Here is a 20,949-nt window from a genome sequence, read left to right as displayed (position 1 = left end):
ATGAGATTCAGAAAGATACATATTGTTGGATTATTGGTGACGGGGGCTTCCTTGTGGGCTCCTGTTGCCTTTAGTCAAACAGCAGATTACTGGCACGGAAAAGAACGGACCTTACACTACCGCCCTGATGGTCAGGATATCGTACTGGTAAAAGGTACACGCAAGTTTAATCGTGCTTTGTATGGTACGAATACGGCCTTTCGCGTAGAAGCAGGGGATCGTCCCGAATTTGCCTTGTATATGCCCGGTATGGGGGGCAATCTGCAGTTTGTGCTCCAATCGGGTGACAAAATGATCCGGTTTGATGACCTTCAACTGGCAGATGTGCGTTATGCTTCCGGAAGCATGGTCTATACGATCAATGACAACGCATTGCGCGGAGGGCAATTGCAGATCACCGTATTGGCTCAGGCGGATGAAGAGGGGATGATCGTGGAAGTGAAATCCAAAAATGTGCCTGACGGAATAGCCTTGATCGCTGTATACGGAGGTGCGAGCGGAAAGACATTCAGTCGCGCAGGAGATATAGGAGCAGATCCGGAATCGAGTTTTTATCTCTTGCCGGAGTACTGTGAACACAATACCTACCAGATCAATAAAAATAATTTTCAGGTATCCTACCCCAATAAAAAGGGTGAACTGCAATATCTGGCCGGATCTTTTTCCGGAAAACCGGAGATCAGACTGATCAATGCTTCTGCACTGAAAGATGTAAACCAGTTGTGGACCAGTAAGGCCTCAATAACTCCGGCGATAGCCGCAAAATATAAACTGAATCAAACTTCCACTACTTATATTGCTATCCAACGTGGACAAGGTAAGGGGGCAAAAGCACCACAGATCTCTCTTCAGAAACTATTTGATCACAGTAAAAATAAAGTACAGACATTAGCCGGACGTATACGACTGCACACGCCGGATGAACATATCAATACGTTAGGAAGTGCGCTTGCACTTGCCGCAGACGGGATTTGGGAATCGCCAACCTATTTGCATGGAGCCGTAGCCTGGCGGATGCGTCTGAATGCCTGGAGGGGAGCATATGTGGCCAATCCGCTTGGGTGGAATGACCGGGCAGAGACCCATTTCAGAAGTTATGTCAATTCACAGGTTACAGAACCCGCAGTAGGAAAAGTTATAGCAGATACAGTCCTTAATATGGCCCGGCATCTCGAGAAAATGGGTACAGCTATGTTCTCAAGCGGCTATATCTCCCGTAATCCGAATAACAATACAGTACCGCATCATTATGATATGAATCTGGTCTTCTTTGATCAGCTGTTTACACATTTTCAGTATACCGGAGACCGAACCTTTCTGAAAGAAGTCTGGCCGGCTATCAAGAGACATCTCGCCTGGGAAAAGCGGAATTTTGATATGGACGGAGATGGATTATATGATGCCTACTGTGCTATCTGGGCCAGTGATGGTTTGCAATATTCAGGAGGAGGAGTTACCCATACTTCGGCTTATAATTACCGGGGAAATATGATGGCTGCCCGACTGGCAAAAGTAATGGGAGAAGATCCAGCTCCATATGAACGGGAAGCGGAGAAAATCAGACAGGCTTTGCTGGCAAAACTTTGGATCAAAGACAAAGGTTATTTTGCAGAATTTAAGGATTTACTAGGTGAACAATTGCTACACGATCAGCCCGGAGTATGGACGATCTATCATGCACTGGATGGTCGGTTTATGGATTCGTTTCAAGCCTATCAGGCATTACGTTATATAGACGATTATATCCCGCATATTCCTGTTCGTGTGGCTGATGTGAAAGATCAGGGCTTTTATACCTTATCCACAACAAACTGGCAACCCTATACCTGGTCAGTCAATAATGTGGCTCTTGCAGAGAATCTGCAGACAGCACTTGCCTATTGGCAGGCCGGGAGAGAAGGGAAAGCCTTTGAACTCTGGAAGAGCAATCTTGTAGAAAGCATGTTCTACGGAGCCAGTCCGGGTAATTTTCAGCAGCTTTCTTTCTATGATGCAGAACGGGGTGAATTGTACCGGGACTTTGCAGATCCCATCGGAGTAGCTTCCAGAACTCTTTTTGAAGGCTTGTACGGAATTTTACCGGATGCATTAGCAGATACGCTGACTATACAGCCGGGCTTGCCTGGAAGCTGGGAGTACAGTACATTAGAAAGTCCGAATATTGATTTTGACTTTAAACTCCATAACAATGTGGAACACTACACGATCAGACCTAAGTTTCAGCAGAAAATGAATCTAAAACTGGTCCTCAAAGCCAGAAAAACCGGCATCCTGTCGCTATCTGTTAACGGAATAGCAACGCCATGGAAAATGGTTGAAAATGCTGTAGGAGCAGCCAAAATAGAAATTGCTCCGGCAAAAGCGGATCATTATGATATTCAGATCCGATGGGCAGATCAGGCATTCGAAAATATCAGTTATTCGCAGACATCTTTAGCAGAAACACATCTGTCTTTACAATCCGGTAAAGCACAAATTCTCGAGGTAAATGATCCGCAGGGACTGCTCGGGAGTCAGGATATAAGCAAAGGTGTATTCCGGATTAAAGGGAAGCGCAATCGGGGAACTTTCTTTGTAAAGGTGAAACAACAGGATTTCAGCTGGTGGCAACCTGTGGATGTGCGTATTGCTGAACCATTGGCGCTCACCGTAAGAGAAGATCCGGATCAAACATCTGTAACGCTGACGCTGACAAATCAATCCGGAAAAGCGGTTGAGGGAAGTTTGTTTATAGATCAGAAACAAGTACAGTCTGTTCAACTGGCCCAAAAGGAAACCCGCAGTATAGTGTTGCCGATGACCATATTCCAATCAGGGACAAATACCCTTCAGGTAATGGAAAGAACGGATACACTCGGATCCGTTCAATATAGCAATTGGACGTTGCCCTTAGCAGCTAAAGTTGAGATTGTCGATCTGAAGCCTTATTTTAACGATGCTGTTACGCAGATTTTCCAGAATAAATACTGGAGTCCGCGGCCGGCCTCTCCTACATTGCAGCTGCCTGTTCAGGGTATCGGAAACTGGTGCTATCCGAATACAACAGCAACTATTGATGATGCCGGATTACGCGCTGCATCTGTGAACGGAGTATTTAACCTTCCAAATGGATTGGCTTTCGGCATATCAGCTGCTAAAGAAAATAATATCCTCTTCACTTCACAGTGGGATAATTTCCCGACAGAAAAAGAAATTCCGCTGTCAGGCAAGGCTAAACATGCCTACTTCCTGATGGCCGGTTCGACCAATCCTATGCAAAGTCAGCTGATCAACGCCGTCATACAGATACAGTATACAGATGGAACGACAGCAGAACTTGCCTTGCGTAATCCTGAAAACTGGTGGCCCGTAGAACAGGATTTTTCAGAGGATCCCTATGCGTTCGTATTGAAACAGGAGCGTCCGCTCAGGGTACATCTGAAAACGGGAAAAGTAGTAAAAGGTGGTGAAGCGAAATATGTAGAAATAAAAGGATTTACAAAACGGGGCATTGACGGAGGAGCTGCAACCGTACTGGATCTGCCCTTAGATGCAAAAAAAGAACTTAAAAGCCTCAAACTGAAATCGATTGCCAATGATGTCATTGTGGGATTGATGGGGGTAAGTCTGTTGCGCTAAACCATCAGCTCCGCAGCAGGATACAAAATATAAAACTAAAAAATGTTAAAGATAAAAGCTATGAAAATCAATTTGGGGATAATGCTGTCAAGACTGACTACAGCAGTCGTTTTGATGACGGTACCTTTTGCTGTACAACATACCGATGCACAGCAAAAGGATACCAAAATTGATCGTAAGAAAGTGGTTATGCGCCACAATGTTCAGAATACACAGTTCGATACTTTATCTTCTCTCACTATTGGTAACGGTAAATTTGCCTTTACCGTAGATGCTACAGGATTACAGACTTTTCCGGAATTGTATAAAGGTGGTGTATCATTAGGGACGCAGTCAGAATGGGGATGGGATACTTTTCCGAATAAGGGTAATTATAAATTTGAAGAAACGCTAAAAGCCTATGACTTTAATAATGAAGGCAGACAGGCGCTCTATAGTATCCAATGGAAAGATGGCGGAAGAAACAGTGAAGCCACTAATTATTTTCGGGAAAATCAGCATCGTCTGCAACTGGGAAATATAGGATTAGAGATTACAAAGAAAAACGGACAACCAGTGCAAGCATCAGATATCACATCGATCCGGCAAGAGCTGGATATGTGGACTGGTATTGTTTCTAGTTCTTTTGAGGTAGAAGGAGAGCCTGTGAAAGTATCCACTGCTGCGCATCAGGATCTGGATCAGATCGCTGTGAAAGTCAGTTCCGACCTCGTTAAACAAGGCCGTTTGAAAGTGTTCATCCGCTATCCGTATCCAACAGCCAAATTTCTGGATGAAGGTGCATACTACGGACAGGAAGACCAGCACCAGACCAGCATTAGCCACAGCAATAATACCGGCGGAGAGATTCGTCACCAGCTTCAGGGAACAGTATACCAGACCGTATTAGCCTATTCTAAAGGAACTGTTAAAAAGGGTAAGCAGGCACATTACTTTGTGTATGAGCCAGTGAAAACTAACAGTACTTTTGAATTTAGTGCAGCATTTGCGCCGCAAACGATTAAGCATGTTCCGTTATATAAGGCTACAGAAGAAAGTAGTGTAAAAGGCTGGAATGCTTTCTGGAAAAGCGGTGCAGCAATAGATTTTGAAGGTAGCACGGACACGCGGGCCTTTGAATTGGAAAGAAGAGTCGTGCTGTCTCAGTACCTGACTAAAGTACAGTGTGCCGGCAACTATCCGCCTCAGGAAACCGGACTGACATTCAACAGCTGGTATGGTAAACCGCATACGGAAATGCATTGGTGGCATGCAGTTCATTTTGCGCTGTGGGGACGTGTGGATCTTATGGAAAAGAGTTTTGGATATTACCAGAATACATTGGAAAAAGCGCGTGAAATAGCCAGAAGACAAGGATATGAAGGAGTAAGATGGCAAAAAATGTCTGATAACGAAGGAAATGAAAGCCCTTCATCCGTAGCTGCTTTCCTTATCTGGCAGCAACCCCATATTATCTATATGGCAGAACTGGCTTACCGGGATAAAAAGAATCCGGCAATCCTTGAAAAATATAAAAATCTGGTTTTTGAAACAGCAGAGTTTATGGCTTCTTATCCGACCTACGATAAGCAGAAAGATCAGTATAATCTGGGAAAAGGAGTCATTCCTGCACAGGAAGTATTCCGGGCAGCAGATACGCAGAATCCGACCTATGAATTAGCCTATTGGGACTGGGCCCTGCGGATCGCACAGGAATGGAAAGTAAGACTTGGGCAACCCAGAGATCCGAAATGGGATACAGTCATCCAAAAACTGGCACCTCTGCCGGTACAGGACGATGTATATCTCGCAAATGAAAGTGCAACCGATTCGTATACCAATCCACGTTGGCTGACTGATCATCCCGCTGTACTGGGCGGACTGGGAATGGTTCCCGAATCGCCAAAATTGAATAAGGTAATTATGAAAAATACCTTGGATACGGTTTGGAAAGTATGGTCATGGTCAGATACCTGGGGTTGGGATTTTCCGATGACAGCTATGAATGCTGCCCGGTTAAATCTGCCGGAAAAGGCTCTGGAAGCTTTATTTATGCCGATACGTACCAATACGTATTTGCGTAACGGACATAACTTTCAGGACGGGAGACTTCGTATTTATCTGCCGGGAAATGGAGGTGTACTGACGACTGTGGCGATGATGGCCGAAGGATGGGATGCCAGCACCGGTGAATTACCCGGATTTCCGAAAGACGGGACTTGGAAAATTAAGAAAGAAGGGTTTCATAAGATGCCTTAATCAGTAACCAACGATCAGAAAAAGTGTTATGAAAGGTTATAAAGCCGCCTTATTGTTGTTACTATTCATACATAGCGGATATGTGATGGCACAACGCGCTATGGAGTATCTGGACCGCGGATTGTCCCTCACCAATGTGGATCCTCAGCATGTATTGCTGAGTTGGAGATTGCTGGGAACTGATCATCCAAATACCGGATTCAATGTGTTTCAAAAACAGACAAACGGCAAAGATATACTCATCAATCCGACACCGATCACAAAGAGCACTAATTTACTTGTACCTGTCGCAGCAGATCCTGCCACTTTCTATGTCGAAACATTAAGGGAAAATAAGGCTAATGAGTACTCCGGAACGATTACCTTCCATCCCGATGACCGAAAGAATTATACGAGTATAACACTGCAGCCTTTGGATGGCTATCGGGTGAATGATGCCAGTGCAGCCGATCTGGATGGAGATGGAATTTACGAATTGATTCTGCATCGTACAGGAAGGAGTAAGGATAACTCGCAGGAAGGAATGACAGATCACCCGATCCTGGAAGCTTATAAACTGAATGGCACTTTTCTCTGGCGTATTGATCTGGGAATCAATATCCGGGAAGGAGCGCATTATACCCAATTTATGGTGTATGATCTTGACGGAGACGGACGGGCTGAACTTGTTTGCAAGACAGCTGACGGAACAAAAGATGCAAAGGGTAAGATAATAGGAGATGAAAAAAAAGACTGGCGCAATCAAGTAGGCAGGATATTGGACGGACCGGAGTATCTCACCGTATTCGATGGTCTCACCGGGGCAGAACAGCATACTGTCGGTTATATCCCGGATCGTTATCCGGTAGACGGATGGGGAATCGGCAGCCATAATGATAGTAAGGGAAATCGTGCTGATCGTTTTTTGGCTGCGGTAGCTTATCTGGATGGTGAACATCCAAGTGTATTGATGTGCAGAGGATACTATGGTCGTGCAGCGATTGTGGCCTGGGATTTTGTAGATGGAAAACTCCGCCAGCGCTGGAAATTTGATTCCCGGAATGGTGACAGTCCCTATTCAGGACAAGGATTTCATAATCTTAGTGTTGCAGATGTAGATAATGATGGTCGGGACGAGATTGTATATGGCTCAATGACTATAGATGATAATGGCAAGGCTTTATACAGCAGCGGATTAGGACATGGAGATGCGAATCACGTCGGAGACTTTGATCCGGACAGTCCGGGTCTGGAGATCTTTACGATTCACGAACATCCCAAAGAAGATAAACCGGGTGCAGTACTAAGAAGAGCATCTGATGGCAAAGTGTTGTGGGCAAAAGCTTATGGTGTAGATGTAGGGCGTGGAGTAGCGGATAATATTGACGACTCGAATCCGGGAGCAGAAATGTGGTTTTCAGGAGACAGAAATTTATATAACAGTGCCGGCAAACGGATCGGCCGGGCGCCTAATTCTGCCAATTTTCTGATCTGGTGGGATGGCGATCTGGAAAGAGAACTGCTAAACGGTACTGCAGTTTCCAAATATGGCAAAGGAGAAATTTTCAGAGCACAAGGCTGTGTATCGAACAACGGAACTAAATCAACTCCGGTTTTAAGCGCAGACCTGTTCGGAGATTGGAGAGAAGAAGTTATTTTTGCCAGCGAAGATCAAACCGAGCTGCGCATATATGCAACACCACATCTAACCCATCACAGGTTGTATACCTTGATGCATGATCCGCAGTACAGACTGAGTATCGCCTGGCAGAATGTAGGATATAATCAGCCACCTCATACCAGTTATTTTGTTGGTAAAGATATGGCACCTATCCGGCAGCCGAATATTACAATTGTAAAACCTGTATACCCGAAAGATGAAACGATCAGGCCTTAATATCTGCATTTTCGCAGTCTTCCTCATGGCTGTATCTTTTACAGCTCCGCAACGCAGACCGGTCATCTTTCTGATCGGAGATTCTACCGTGAAAAATGGTAAAGGAAAAGGTGACGCAGGACAATGGGGCTGGGGAAGTGTTTTGGAACAATATTTTGATACGACGAGGATAGATATTCAAAACCGGGCATTAGGAGGCACAAGCACGCGTACATTTATCAGTAAAGGATTATGGAGAAATGTGCTCGATCAGCTTAATAAAGATGATTATTTGGTGGTACAGTTTGGCCACAATGATGGTGGTCCTTTAGATGATACAGCAAGGGCAAGAGGGACGATCAAAGGAATCGGAGATGAGGTAAAGACCATTTATAATCCTTTACTCAGGCAGGAAGAGACCGTTCATACATATGGCTGGTATCTGACAAAGATGATACAGGAGGCAAAACAGAAAGGTGCGCATGTCATTATCTGTTCACCGATACCACGAGACAGATGGAAAGATCATAAAGTAGAGCGGGCTGAAGGAAGTTATCCCGCATGGGCTGAGCAGGTGGCACAAAATAATAAGGTTCCTTTTATTGATCTTCATAATCTCGTAGCGGATGAATATGACAAAATCGGCAAAGAAAAAGTTGCAGCTTATTTCACTGCTGCAGATCATACCCATACCAGTTATGAAGGTGCTCAAAAAAATGCACAAATCGTGGTACAGGCAATAAAAGAATTAAACCAAACAGAATTGAGAAATTATCTCCTGCCTTAAAAACACAAAAAGTAAAACAGAAGAACTAAACATATGAAGACGAATTCGTTGAAGAGCCTATTTACTATTTTATCCGTTTTTTTTCTGACTGTTCAGGTCAGCGGACAAAATTTTACGAGCAAAAAACAAGTTATTAAAGATCTGCGACTGGCCAATGATTATTTTATGAAAAAATGGCCTGATCCTACAAAAAATATTATTACCAATAAAGAACGTACTTCTAATATCTGGACAAGAGGAGTGTACTATGAAGGATTGCTGGCATTCTATGGCATTGACCAGCAAAAGCGTTATTATGATTATGCTGTAGAGTGGGCAGACTTTCATAAATGGCTTCCCGTAAGAGGAGAGCGATACACACGTCATGCAGATAATCAGAATTGCGGACAATCCTATATTGATCTCTACAGAATTGATCCTCAACCTGTCCGTATAGCCGGAATTAAGGAAAATATAGATTCTGTGATCCGCAGTGGTCGTGTCAATGACTGGACCTGGATAGATGCTATACAAATGGCAATGCCCATTTTTGTCAAACTGGGAGTGACCTATAATGATCCGTCCTACTTTGATGCCATGTACAAATTTTATCATCATATTAAATACAAAGAAGCACAGCACGGACTTTATAATCCGAAAGATCAGTTGTGGTGGAGAGATAAGGATTTTGTGCCTCCATATAAAGAACCAAACGGAGAAGATTGTTACTGGTCGAGAGGTAATGGCTGGATAGCAGCTGCTCTGGTGCGTGTACTGGAAGAACTTCCAAAAACAGATCCACACTATCAGGAATATGAGACGGATCTGAAAAATCTTTTGGCGGCTCTTGTTCCTTTACAACGAAAAGATGGATTCTGGAATGTAAGTTTGCACGATCCTGATCATTTTGGAGGGAAAGAAGCGTCAGGTACAGCATTATTTGTCTATGGTATGGCCTGGGGAATCAATAATGGCATTCTGGATAAGAAAATATATCTGCCGGTAGTACAGAAAGCCTGGACTGCACTGCGCAAAGAATCTTTACATAAGAACGGATTTTTAGGCTATCTGCAGGCAACCGGAAAAGAACCGAAAGATGGTCAGCCTGTTACTTATACCAGTGTGCCGGACTTTGAAGACTATGGATTAGGATGTTTCTTATTGGCCGGAACCGAAATATATAAGTTAGTTAATAAATAGAATGTTTATGAGTTTCCGATAGGGGAATTAAATGATTTTTTCAGTAGGTGAGTTATGATTTTTAAGAAGATAATTACTGCAGCAATCATGCTGGGGACGTTTTCTCTGGCGCAGGCACAGGGGTCAGACTGGCCTGTAGTGAAAAGCAGTATGAAACCCTGGGTGAGATGGTGGTGGATGGGAAGTGCAGTCTCTGACGCAGAGATATCCGCATTACTCCGACAGTATCATCATGCAGGATTAGGAGGTGTGGAGATCGCTCCTATCTATGGTGCTAAAGGAGCCGAGTCCGCATTTATTCCACATCTTTCACCGACATGGGTAGATCGTCTTCAACATACTTTAGCTACTGCTGATGAAATCGGTATGGGCGTAGATCTGACAAACGGTACCGGCTGGCCATTCGGAGGTCCTCAGGTAACAGAAGAATATGCCGCCAGCAATATTATTGTCAACACATTTAGCGTAAGCAAAGGCCGGAACACTCTGGAGATTAGCTGTAAAGATCCGAAACAAAAAGATCCGCCGTTAATTTCGCTACTTGCTTACGGTCCTGAAAATCAAAAGATCGATCTTCTGAAACAGGTCAAAGGAGCAAAACAATTGAACTGGACGGCTCCTGCAGCCGGATGGACTGTCTATGCCGGATTTTTGGGTAAGACGCGTCAAAAAGTAAAACGTGCGGCTCCCGGAGGAGAGGGTTATACCTTAGATCATTTTTCGGGGAAAGCACTGCAGGCCTATTTAAAACCTTATCAGGAAGCATTAAAAACACAACCTCGTCATCCCAGAGCCTACTACAATGATAGCTACGAAGTATACGGGGCAAACTGGACAGCAGAGCTTTTTGATTATTTCCAAAGGATAAAAGGATATGACCTTCGTCAGTACATCGGAGAAGTATTCGGAGATGTGAAACATTCGAATCGGGACAGACTCAAAGCGGATTACCGGGATATCGTATCACAGCTGTTATTGGAGAACTTTACCAAAAGCTGGACCTCATGGTCTCATACAATGGGTTCTGTTACGAAAAATCAGGCTCACGGATCACCGGGCAATCTGTTGGATCTGTATGCTGCCGTAGATATACCCGAAACAGAAACATTCGGATCCAGTTATTTTCCGATTCAGGGATTAAGAAGGGATAGTGCCGATGTCCGCAAAGTGGATCCGGATCCGATGATGCTGAAATTTGCATCCTCAGGAGCACATGTATTGGGAAAAACACTTGTCTCGGCAGAGACATTTACCTGGCTGACCGAACACTTCAAAACATCATGGGCACAATGTAAGCCTGAAGTCGAACAACTTTTTCTGTCCGGGATCAATCATGTATTCTATCATGGTACGACCTACTCTCCGGCAGATCAGCAGTGGCCGGGATGGCTGTTCTACGCATCTGTCAATTTCGTTCCGACGAATAGTCTGTGGTCACATCTGGACGGACTGAATGCTTATGTAACCCGTACACAGTCCATACTGCAATCTACAGCTAATGATAATGAAGTATTACTGTACTGGCCTGCACAGGATATATGGAACGATGATAAGGGAACCCTTAAATCCTTGACCATACATAATATTGATAAGTGGCTGCATCCCTCTGATTTTTATAAGGAAGCAGTACATCTGCAAACGAGCGGTTATTCCTTCGATTTTGTTTCGGATGAGCTCCTGAAAGGCATGAATGCAGATGGAGACCAGTGGAAGTTAAAGAACAGCAATATGGATTTATCCTATAAAGTACTGATCATACCCAAGGTCGAATACATGCCGGTAGAGACATTGGAGAAAATAATAGAAATCGCAGAACAGGGAGGGAAAGTAATATTTCATCAGTTACCGGCAGATGTTCCCGGATTTAAAGATCTGGATAAGCGACGTCTGATCTTTAATAAGATACTAGGTCCCTTGAAAAATAAGCGCCGGATAGTTATCGGGAAAGGGGAGATTGTGATTGGTAATGATATCGTAAACAGTCTGTCTGAGATGAATATAAGAGGAGAATCTCTTATTCAGAAAGGGTTGAAATTTATAAAACGCAAAAAAGGAGATCAAACCTACTATTATGTCGTCAATCATTCGGATCATACCATTGATGAGCAAATTATCTTTCAGACAAAAGCCTCATCATGGAAAATAATGGATCCGTTGAGTGGACAGGTAGGCAAAGCTCAGTCTGATAAGGCAAATCCAAATCAGGTCCGAGTGAAAATCAGGTCTGGTGAAGCACTGTTCTTTGTAGCAGATAAGGCTGTTCAGCCTGCCCTTGCGGACTGGAGCTATCTGGATCATCAAAAAGGTGAAGTACAGCTGAATAATAACTGGTCCCTGCAATTTGCAGAAGGAGGACCTGTTATTCCGCAATCAAAGCAACTCTACAAATTACAGCCATGGACTTCTCTTTCGGATTCTATAGCAGATAACTTTTCCGGAAAAGCAGTGTATAGCAGTCAGTTTGAAATGACGGAAGTGCTTGCGGACAAACACTATGTGCTACAGTTAGATACCCTGTACGAATCTGCGAAGATCAGGATCAACGGGCAGGATGCAGGACAAATATGGAGTTTGCCCTATAGTCTGCCATTAGGTAATATATTAAAAAAGGGAACGAATACAATCGAGATAGAAGTCGCTAATCTAATGGCAAACCGTATTCGTCAAATGGACCGGAACGGGCAGAAGAGACAGGACTATTATGACACTAAATTTGTCAATATAGACTATGAACCTTTCCGTGCTGATACCTGGTCTGTCATGCCTTCAGGGCTTGCAGGACGTGTCATTATCAAAATATATGACTAAAAAAACAGGAATGTAAACCCGATAATTGATTTTGAATCAATATATTTGTTAGACCTTTTATCTACACTATATATGCGATCTAATCACCTACATGCCGTATTACAACTTGATAAGACGTCTGCTGCGCCGAAGTATCTTCAGCTGGCCAATGCGATTATGAAAGCTATCCGTGTGGGGGATTTATCCAAAAATGATCTTTTGCCTTCCATCAATGAACTGAGTGCTATACTGGATTTGTCACGTGATACTATAGAAAAGGGATATCGCTATCTCAAGAAAAACGGGATTATCCTATCCGTACCTGGCAAAGGCTATTTTATTGCACATACAGATCTGGATAAAAAAGGCTATATAGCTTTGTTTTTCAATAAATTGAGTGCACATAAAAAGATTGTGTATGATTCCTTTGTCAAGACAATGGGCGAAGACTACGGCATTGATCTTTTCGTATATAACAATGACGTCAATTACTTCAAATCCCTTCTCAAAAACCTTAACAAAGATTATCAGCATATAGTTGTGATCCCTCATTTTATCAAAGGAAAGGACCAGGAAATAGATATTATCCGCGAGATCCCGAAGGATAAACTGATCGTGCTGGGTAAAGAATTACCCGAACTGCAGGGAGAGTATGCATGTGTATATGAAAACTTTGAAAAGGATATCTACAATGCCCTTAAACAGGCTAATAAAAGTCTGGCCAAATATAAAACACTCAAACTTATCTTTCCAGACAATAGTTATTTTCCAAAAGGAATTATCAAAGGGTTCTATAAATTCTGTCAGGAATTCAAATTTGAACATCTTCTGGTCAGCAATATTCAAAAGGAGCAGATCAGTGCAGGAGAAGTATATATCAATCTTATCGAAGAAGATCTTGTTCGTCTTCTGGACAAAGTGCTCTCGCTGGATCTGGAAATAGGAAAAGATGTAGGAGTGATATCCTATAATGAGACACCACTCAAAAAATTTATCCTGAGCGGCATTACAACCATTTCTACCGACTTTAAGGAAATGGGTAAACTGGCTGCAAAAGTAATCCTTAACAAATCAAAGGATAAGATCGAAGTTCCTTTTTATCTGAAGATGCGAAATTCTCTATAATCTGTTTTTCCCGGAAATACACTATGCGGAACACTTCGTTCCCCGTTGTTTTTTTTCTTTTTCTGCTTTTTTCAGTTTTTGCCGGTATCAGAGCACAAAACAGAATAACTGCGTTTAAAGCCTTGCTAATAGGAATTACCTCTTTTTTTATGTCCGAAATATAGTCAGGATAGGGCAGGATGGTTGTATTATACGGGCTACCTATTTTTACAGAACCAGAACATTAAACTTAAATAATAACCAATTAGACAAACAAATTAATCAGGAGATATTCTTGTATAGAAGCAAACTATTCGGACACTCAGTGCAACCGATTGCTTAACGGAATTTATCTTATGAGGAAGTGTTGTCGACCAGACAAACTAATATTAAACCTATGCAATCCGCTATGAAAAAAGTATACCCTTTTGTATGCAGCATGTTTCTGATCATGTTCTTTTACGGCTGTAGAAAAAGTGAACTGGTGTCGCACTATGAACGCCCTGACTGGTTAAAAGGTAATGCGTGGGAATTGCTTTCCTCCCGCCCTGATCAGCAGCTCTTTTTATCTGCTGTGGAAAAAACGGATATGAAGGGAGTACTTATAGGAAACGGAATTTCGACTGTTTTGGCTCCCACTGATGATGCTTTCCGAAATTACCTCAATAAAAAAGGTTATGCAGGAATTGATCAGGTTCCTTTGAATGAACTCAAAAAAGTGATCAACTATCATATTGTCTACTACGCCTTTGATAAGCTGAAGTTTACAAATTATCAGCCACAGGGTGTAGACAAAGTAGAGCCTTTGCGTGCCGGACTGTATTACAAGCACCGCACCAGAAGTAAAGATGAAATCTCTACATTGCCTGATCCGGTAACGGGAGCAACCCGTAAAATATTTCATAAAGACCGCTTTTTACCTGTGTTTTCCAATATGCATTTCGCTACAAAAGGTATAGATGCTAAATCAAACTATGCGTATTTCTATCCGGAAAGCACATGGAATGACGGTGGATTCAATATGTCCAATGCACGTGTACAGGAATATGCTATACCTACAGATAACGGATATGTCTATATTCTTGATGATGTCATCGAACCCTTAGAGAACCTACATACTGTCCTTGAAAAACAAACAGATTATTCAGATTTCCTGCATACCTATGACCGTTTCAGAACCCTCTGGTATGATGCAGAGGCAACCAAAAATTATGCGGCAGCGGGCGATTCCCTTTTTATTGTAAAGCATGGAGCACTGCCGCATATTTCTTCCGAATGGTCCTATAACGGGGAGGGAGGAATCGCAGATTATGCCAATCTCGGAGAATTGGCTTACACCGCATTCAATGTGTTTGCACCCAAAAATGATGCTTTACAGAGCTTTTTTAATAGCTATTGGCGTAACTATTATACAGATCTCAAATCTGTAAACTTCATGCCTTTAGCTCTGTTGATGGCTAATCATGTCTATCAGGAAAATATTGTTTTCCCCCAGGAAATCACAGGGAGCAAACAATTGAAAAGTACGTTTGGCTCAGTCATCAAATTTGATCCTAATCAGGATGTCGTCTCCAAAGGCATTGCTTCCAACGGAGTCTATTACGGATTGAATAAAGTTATCGTTCCGGATATGTTTTACAGTGTTACCGGGCCGACACTGCAGAACCCCAAATACAAGATATTTCTTCAGATGCTGGTCAATACCGGCCTGATCAGCACATTGATGAGCCGCGATCTGAATTATACCCTGTTTATACCATCAGATGAAGTGATCCTCAATACCCTTTACGGAGATAGTTACATTTTCTGGAATGAAGGAAATCCGCTGGTCTTTGGTGATGAAGTGGTAGAGGTAGAAAATACGGAAGGTGTAAAAGTCGCCATGAGCAGACAAGCTCAGGAGTTGTTTATTTCTAATCATATCGTGAGTAACAATGTAACCCAGATAGCAGGTAAACAAGTGTTCCGTACACGTAATCCGTTCAGCTATGTATATGTAAAGAATGAAGGCGTATCTTCTTCCAATGCCTATAATATGAATACCAATATCAAGGCCTCAAAAATCGCGGGGTCATGGTTTAACGGATCCGCTTATGAAGTTGAAACAGCCTTATTGAGAGAAACAGGAACCATCAAATTTACCTTATCAGGAGCAACAGCAGCAGGCAATACATTAAATGAGTTTTCTGAATTTTCCAAGCTGCTGGTACAGGCTGGTTTGATGGAAACCGGAAGTCAGTTGTCCTTTATGTTTGGAAACAATTTTGTCCTGTTCGCTCCTGACAATGCTGCAGTACTTGCAGGAATCAGCAGCGGTAAAATACCAACGGTAAAAGCTGATCTGGCCGAATACCTCAAATATTACTTTGTTTCAGTTCCCGATAATTCGCTCAATGATTATCCGTTTCCGGGATTTCATGTTGAAGGATCCTGGATAACTGCGAAGCGCAATGGACAGACCTTCCGGACGCTGACTGTAAAAGATAGCGGCACAGCCCTCAATCTGACAGCTTATAATGGCGAAACTGCAACGGTCACAAGTGAATTTCCAAAGATCTTCAGTGACGGAGCTGTGTACAGGATCAATAAAGTATTTACCAAATAATAGGAGACGGGATTCAACAATATCAATTAAACCTACCGATTAAGAACGAATTTTATGAAAATTAAATATTTACTTTTCCTCTGTTTGATAAGCTGTTATCTGCATTCATCTGCCCAAAAAAGTCTGGTATTGACGGGAAATGTAAAAGATCAGTTTGGAAAAGCTGTTTTAGGAGCAACCGTATTTGTCGAGAATCAGGAAAAAAGAAATCTAAAAGGATCCTCATCAGATGCAAATGGTTTCTACCGTCTGGAAATACCGGATCAGGACAATCTGACTATTGTATTTTCAAGTATAGGATATAAAACCCAGCGTGTAGCCTACCGTAAGCAGAAAGTCCTCAATATGAGTCTCACAGATGATGAAAATTCCCTCGATGAGGTCATCATCAGCAAAGAAAAACCGGCAGATAAAAATGCAATGGGAATCAGCTACCGCAATCAGGTATCAGCCACCGAACGCTTTGATATGAAAGAACTGGAAATGATGCCCTTTGCTTCTATAGAATCAGGATTGCAGGGACGACTGGCCAATGTCGACATCATTGCCAGTGCAGATCCGGGAGCAAAAAGTTCTATTCGTATCCGCGGTACATCTTCCCTGAATGGAAACTCTGAGCCTCTTATCGTCGTGGACGGAGTGCCTTATCCTACACAGATATCAGATGATTTCAATTTCTCTACAGCTAACGATGAAGATTTTGGAGCCCTGGTCAATATCTCACCAAATGATATAGAATCTATAGAAGTCCTGAAGGATGCTGCAGCTACTGCCATATGGGGATCCAAAGGAGCAAATGGTGTACTTCTCTTTAAAACTAAAAAAGGAAGATCAGGAAAAACACAGTTTGCTTTTTCCAGTAAAATAGATGTCAAGAAAGAGGCTTCTACTATTCCGATGCTCAACGGTTCACAATACGTCAGTCTGATACAGGATGGCGTATGGAATACCGTCAATGACCTCGGATATCAGAATTCAACAGCCTATCTCAACTTATTATTCAATACCAATGAAATCAAATTTGATCCTTCATGGGTGTATTTTGATGAGTATAATCAGAATACAGATTGGGTAAAAGAGGTATCTCAGGTTGGTCATTTTGAAGATAATTCACTTTCTGTCAGCGGAGGAGGAGATAAAGCGACTTACCGGGTCTCTTTAGGTTATCTGAATGATATCGGTACTACGAAAGGAACAAAATTCAACCGTTACAATTCCCTTGTAAGTGTGAACTATAAATTCTCCAACAAGCTGAATGTAAATGCGGATATGTCTTATTCCCTGAGCGATCGTAATAGTTTCTGGACAGAAAACAAGTTGGCAACGCCCAGAGGAATGGCAATGACCAAAATGCCCAATATGAGCCCCTGGGTTATCGGCGAAAACGGATTGCCAACGGATCAGTACTTTACACCCAGACAAAATTTTCAGGGGAGCTATTCAACCGACAAAAGTTACAATCCTGTAGCTATGGTCAATGAATCTGTGAATAATACCAAGGGTGAGCAAGCCCGTGTGGTTTTCAGATTGACATATGATGTGTTAAACGGACTTCAGTATACCGGTACAGTAGGTTTTGATACCCGCTCTACTAAAAACAAAAAATTTCTGCCGCAGTCCGTCACCGGTGTGATCTGGACAGACCCATACTTTAACAGAGGGTCGGATATGATTTCAGATGACTTATACCTTAATACGGAAAACAAATTTATCTACAACCGCACATTTGCAAAAGACCATCAGGTCATTCTGAGCGGACTACTTCAGACCAATGAAGCCCGTCGTTTCAGTTATGCAAGTGAGACTTCCGGTAATGCATCCTCTTCTCTGAGTGATCCTACAGCAGGAGCATCCGTATTATCAATGGGATCAGGTAATACCCTGACACGTAGTCTCGGAGTGATCTCCAACGGACACTATACCTACAAAGGAAAGTATATCATCAGCGGAGGATACCGTTGGGAATCTAATTCCAGCTTAGGTAAGAATCAGCGTTGGGCAGGATTCCCTTCGATCGGAGTTGCCTGGCAGGCCGGAGATGAGAAGTTTATTCAGGATCTGAATATTTTTCAAACCGCCAAATTCAGAGTGAGTTGGGGTCAAAGCGGAAATGCACCTTCAGGAGCATGGCCATACTTAGGGGTGTTCAAACCGATTACCCCGGGATATATGGATATGACTGCGATTTCACCTTCTTCCATACAACTGGAAAATCTGAAATGGGAAACCATTACAAGTACAGATATCGGGGTGGATTTCTCCCTGTTCAAAAACAAACTGAACATTACAGCAGAATGGTACCATCGCCGCACCACAGATCTGTTGCAGAAAGATGTGGAATTACCTTCTTCGACAGGATTTTCACAAATCAGTTATTTCAATTCAGGAGAACTGACCAACAAGGGATGGGAAATTATGTTTAACTATGACGCAGTCCGGAAAGAAGATTTCAAACTTTCCTTTAATATCAATTTTTCAAAAAACAGAAATGAAGTGGTCGAACTTCCTGAAAACATGCAGTTCGAAAATTATGAATTTGGAAATGGAAAATATGCACATAAGATCATTGAAGGCAATCCTATTGGCTCATTTTACGGATACCGCTATCTCGGAGTTTATCAGAATCAGGATGAAACCTTTGCTCGGGATCTGAGTGGTAATATTATGTATAACCTGAATGGAGAACCTGTCGTCATACAGAACGGACCTCGTAAAGTATATGCCGGAGATGCAAAATACCAGGATATAGACGGCAACGGAGTTATCAATCAGTATGATATTGTATATCTGGGCAATGCAATGCCACTCTTTACCTCAGGAGCAGGATTCAATATCGGCTATAAAAATTTCTTACTTACAACCTTCTTCCATGGTCGTTTTGGTCAGAAAGTTGTCAACAGCACCCGCATGGATACCGAAAATATGAGAGGCACAGGCAATCAGAGTACCGCTGTGCTGAGACGCTGGAGACATGAAGGAGATAACACGGATATCCCTCGTGCACTCTATGGTGAAGGATACAATTATCTGGGATCAGACCGGTTTGTGGAAGATGCTTCCTATGTCCGTCTTAAAACCGTTTCGCTTCGTTATTCGCTGCCCAAAACTTTAGTAAAACGATACGGTCTGAGCAGATTTGATGTCTTTGCTACTGTACAGGATTTGTTCACGTGGACCAAATATTCCGGACAGGATCCGGAGGTTTCGTTGTCCAGCAATATTTATATGTTGAGTCAGGACAATGCGAGTACACCACGTCCGCGCAGATTTGCGATGGGTATATTATTAAACTTTTAATGTAGATATCATATGAAAAGGATCATTTTTATTCTTTTTGCCTTTATAATAACGTTCAGCAGTTCATGCAATAAATGGTTAGATGTAAAGCCCGAAAACGAGCAGATCAGCGACTCCTACTGGTCCAATAAAGAAGAAGTAGAGGCCGTACTTGGAGCTGCATATGTAAAGATGCAGCAGTCTGTACAATTGATGCTGGTCTGGGGAGAAGCCCGCGGAAACGGATTATCATTAGGTGGTTTTATCAATAACGATCTGCAGCGTTTCAAATCATTCGACGTTATCCCTTCCAATTCATTTGTGAAATGGTCTAACTTCTATAGTATTATCAATTACGCCAATATGGTTATCCGCTATGCACCGGAAGTAGTGGCAAAAGACCCTTCATTTAATGAAGCAACTATGCGGTCTTACCTGTCAGAAGCTTATTATCTGAGAGCATTGGCCTATTTCTACATCGTACGTAATTTTAAGGATGCTCCACTGATCCTGGAACCTTATATGGATGATCAGACTTCTTTTGAAATCGCAACCTCGACCTCCGCTCAGATCTTTACACAGATTATTTCCGATCTGCAACAATCCATCGGTAGCAGCAAAGAATTTTGGCCAACGGTATGGGAAACCAAAGGACGGGTAACCAAATGGGCAGTATATGCCACATTAGCAGATGTATACCTTTGGACAGAGCAGTATGATCTGGCCATCGAAGCCTGCGATAAAGTATTAAACTCCGGACGTGTAGGACTGATACAGGGAAAAGTAAATACCAAAAATAACTGGTTTACCATCTTCAGTCCGGGTAATTCGAACGAGGGAATTTTTGAAATACAATTTGACTTTACAAAAAATCAGACCAATAGCCTCGTTAGTTGGTTCGGCTCTTCCTACAACTGGATTATCTCCCCGTTGATGGTTGCCAGATTTCAGCAGAATCCGGATGATATACGTGGTCTTGGAGCATCTTATTCAGGTGTTGATTTCAAGGTCTGGAAATATCTGGGTTCGGAAGGCGGAACGACCATTCCACGTCAGAATAGTGACCAGAACTGGATACTCTACCGTATGGCTGATATCTACCTGATGAAAGCAGAGGCATATGTGATGAAAGGAGCCGGCCATTACCAGGAAGCGTTGGATCTGGTTTCAGCCGTACGCGCACGTGCCGGAATCACACAGCCCCTCTCTATTGCATCTAATCAGTTGGAGATGCTAAACATCGTATTAAATGAAAAAGCTCTTGAATTTATAGGCGAGGGAAAAAGATGGTACGATCTGCTGCGTGTCGGTAAAAGAAACAATTACGAATATAAGGATTACCTCATCGAACAGGTGCTGTTGGGTACTGCGGGAGGTTCATCCCCGATAATACGGTCCAAATTATTAAATAACAATTCGCACTACCTGCCGATTCATATTGACGAGTTGAAATCAAATCGCTTATTGGTGCAGAATCCCTATTACGATAGCTTAAACTAA

10 protein-coding genes are annotated in these 20,949 nt (G+C 42.6%); all 10 read left to right on the top strand.

Annotation, left to right across the window (positions count from 1 at the left end):
- The 10 genes from HMPREF0766_RS18680 to HMPREF0766_RS18635 all read left to right on the top strand — a co-directional run bounded on the left by HMPREF0766_RS18680 (position 1) and on the right by HMPREF0766_RS18635 (position 20,949).
- The gene (locus tag HMPREF0766_RS18680) at positions 1 to 3,618 is read left to right on the top strand and encodes a DUF4450 domain-containing protein (RefSeq protein ID WP_003000740.1); all 3,618 of its coding nucleotides are present in this window, start codon (positions 1 to 3) and stop codon (positions 3,616 to 3,618) included.
- A gap of 60 nt (positions 3,619 to 3,678) precedes the next feature.
- Positions 3,679 to 5,856, top strand: a complete 2,178-nt coding sequence (locus tag HMPREF0766_RS18675) for a hypothetical protein (RefSeq protein WP_236590593.1) — start codon at positions 3,679 to 3,681, stop codon at positions 5,854 to 5,856.
- Positions 5,857 to 5,884: 28 nt separating this feature from the next.
- A complete protein-coding gene (locus tag HMPREF0766_RS18670; RefSeq protein WP_003000735.1) occupies positions 5,885 to 7,732 on the top strand; it encodes a rhamnogalacturonan lyase in 1,848 nt (615 codons plus the stop codon).
- 25 nt (positions 7,733 to 7,757) lie between these two features.
- A complete protein-coding gene (locus HMPREF0766_RS18665; protein ID WP_003000734.1) occupies positions 7,758 to 8,498 on the top strand; it encodes a rhamnogalacturonan acetylesterase in 741 nt (246 codons plus the stop codon).
- Between the two features lie 33 nt (positions 8,499 to 8,531).
- A complete protein-coding gene (locus HMPREF0766_RS18660) occupies positions 8,532 to 9,677 on the top strand; it encodes a glycoside hydrolase family 88/105 protein (RefSeq protein ID WP_003000732.1) in 1,146 nt (381 codons plus the stop codon).
- A 54-nt stretch (positions 9,678 to 9,731) separates the two neighbouring features.
- A complete protein-coding gene (locus HMPREF0766_RS18655) occupies positions 9,732 to 12,485 on the top strand; it encodes a glycosyl hydrolase (protein ID WP_003000731.1) in 2,754 nt (917 codons plus the stop codon).
- Between the two features lie 72 nt (positions 12,486 to 12,557).
- The gene (locus HMPREF0766_RS18650) at positions 12,558 to 13,589 is read left to right on the top strand and encodes a GntR family transcriptional regulator (RefSeq protein WP_003000728.1); all 1,032 of its coding nucleotides are present in this window, start codon (positions 12,558 to 12,560) and stop codon (positions 13,587 to 13,589) included.
- A 388-nt stretch (positions 13,590 to 13,977) separates the two neighbouring features.
- Complete coding sequence (locus HMPREF0766_RS18645) at positions 13,978 to 16,173, top strand: fasciclin domain-containing protein (protein WP_236590592.1); 2,196 nt, start codon at positions 13,978 to 13,980, stop codon at positions 16,171 to 16,173.
- A 54-nt stretch (positions 16,174 to 16,227) separates the two neighbouring features.
- Positions 16,228 to 19,470 carry a SusC/RagA family TonB-linked outer membrane protein gene (locus HMPREF0766_RS18640; protein ID WP_003000724.1) on the top strand — a complete coding sequence of 1,081 codons (3,243 nt, stop codon included), beginning with the start codon at positions 16,228 to 16,230 and terminating at the stop codon, positions 19,468 to 19,470.
- Positions 19,471 to 19,482: 12 nt separating this feature from the next.
- Positions 19,483 to 20,949, top strand: a complete 1,467-nt coding sequence (locus HMPREF0766_RS18635) for a RagB/SusD family nutrient uptake outer membrane protein (protein WP_003000722.1) — start codon at positions 19,483 to 19,485, stop codon at positions 20,947 to 20,949.

Origin of the sequence: Sphingobacterium spiritivorum ATCC 33861 (genome assembly GCF_000143765.1) — a bacterium.
GTDB lineage: Bacteria > Bacteroidota > Bacteroidia > Sphingobacteriales > Sphingobacteriaceae > Sphingobacterium > Sphingobacterium spiritivorum.
Note: the sequence above shows the minus strand (reverse complement) of the source record. Positions and strands in the feature narration are given on the sequence as shown.

Excerpts from the sequence above, each read along its gene's own strand:
- HMPREF0766_RS18680 (WP_003000740.1), top strand. The coding sequence starts at position 1 with ATGAGATTCAGAAAGATACATATTGTTGGATTATTGGTGACGGGGGCT.
- HMPREF0766_RS18675 (WP_236590593.1), top strand. The coding sequence starts at position 3,679 with ATGAAAATCAATTTGGGGATAATGCTGTCAAGACTGACTACAGCAGTC.
- HMPREF0766_RS18670 (WP_003000735.1), top strand. The coding sequence starts at position 5,885 with ATGAAAGGTTATAAAGCCGCCTTATTGTTGTTACTATTCATACATAGC.
- HMPREF0766_RS18665 (WP_003000734.1), top strand. The coding sequence starts at position 7,758 with ATGGCTGTATCTTTTACAGCTCCGCAACGCAGACCGGTCATCTTTCTG.
- HMPREF0766_RS18660 (WP_003000732.1), top strand. The coding sequence starts at position 8,532 with ATGAAGACGAATTCGTTGAAGAGCCTATTTACTATTTTATCCGTTTTT.
- HMPREF0766_RS18655 (WP_003000731.1), top strand. The coding sequence starts at position 9,732 with ATGATTTTTAAGAAGATAATTACTGCAGCAATCATGCTGGGGACGTTT.
- HMPREF0766_RS18650 (WP_003000728.1), top strand. The coding sequence starts at position 12,558 with ATGCGATCTAATCACCTACATGCCGTATTACAACTTGATAAGACGTCT.
- HMPREF0766_RS18645 (WP_236590592.1), top strand. The coding sequence starts at position 13,978 with ATGAAAAAAGTATACCCTTTTGTATGCAGCATGTTTCTGATCATGTTC.
- HMPREF0766_RS18640 (WP_003000724.1), top strand. The coding sequence starts at position 16,228 with ATGAAAATTAAATATTTACTTTTCCTCTGTTTGATAAGCTGTTATCTG.
- HMPREF0766_RS18635 (WP_003000722.1), top strand. The coding sequence starts at position 19,483 with ATGAAAAGGATCATTTTTATTCTTTTTGCCTTTATAATAACGTTCAGC.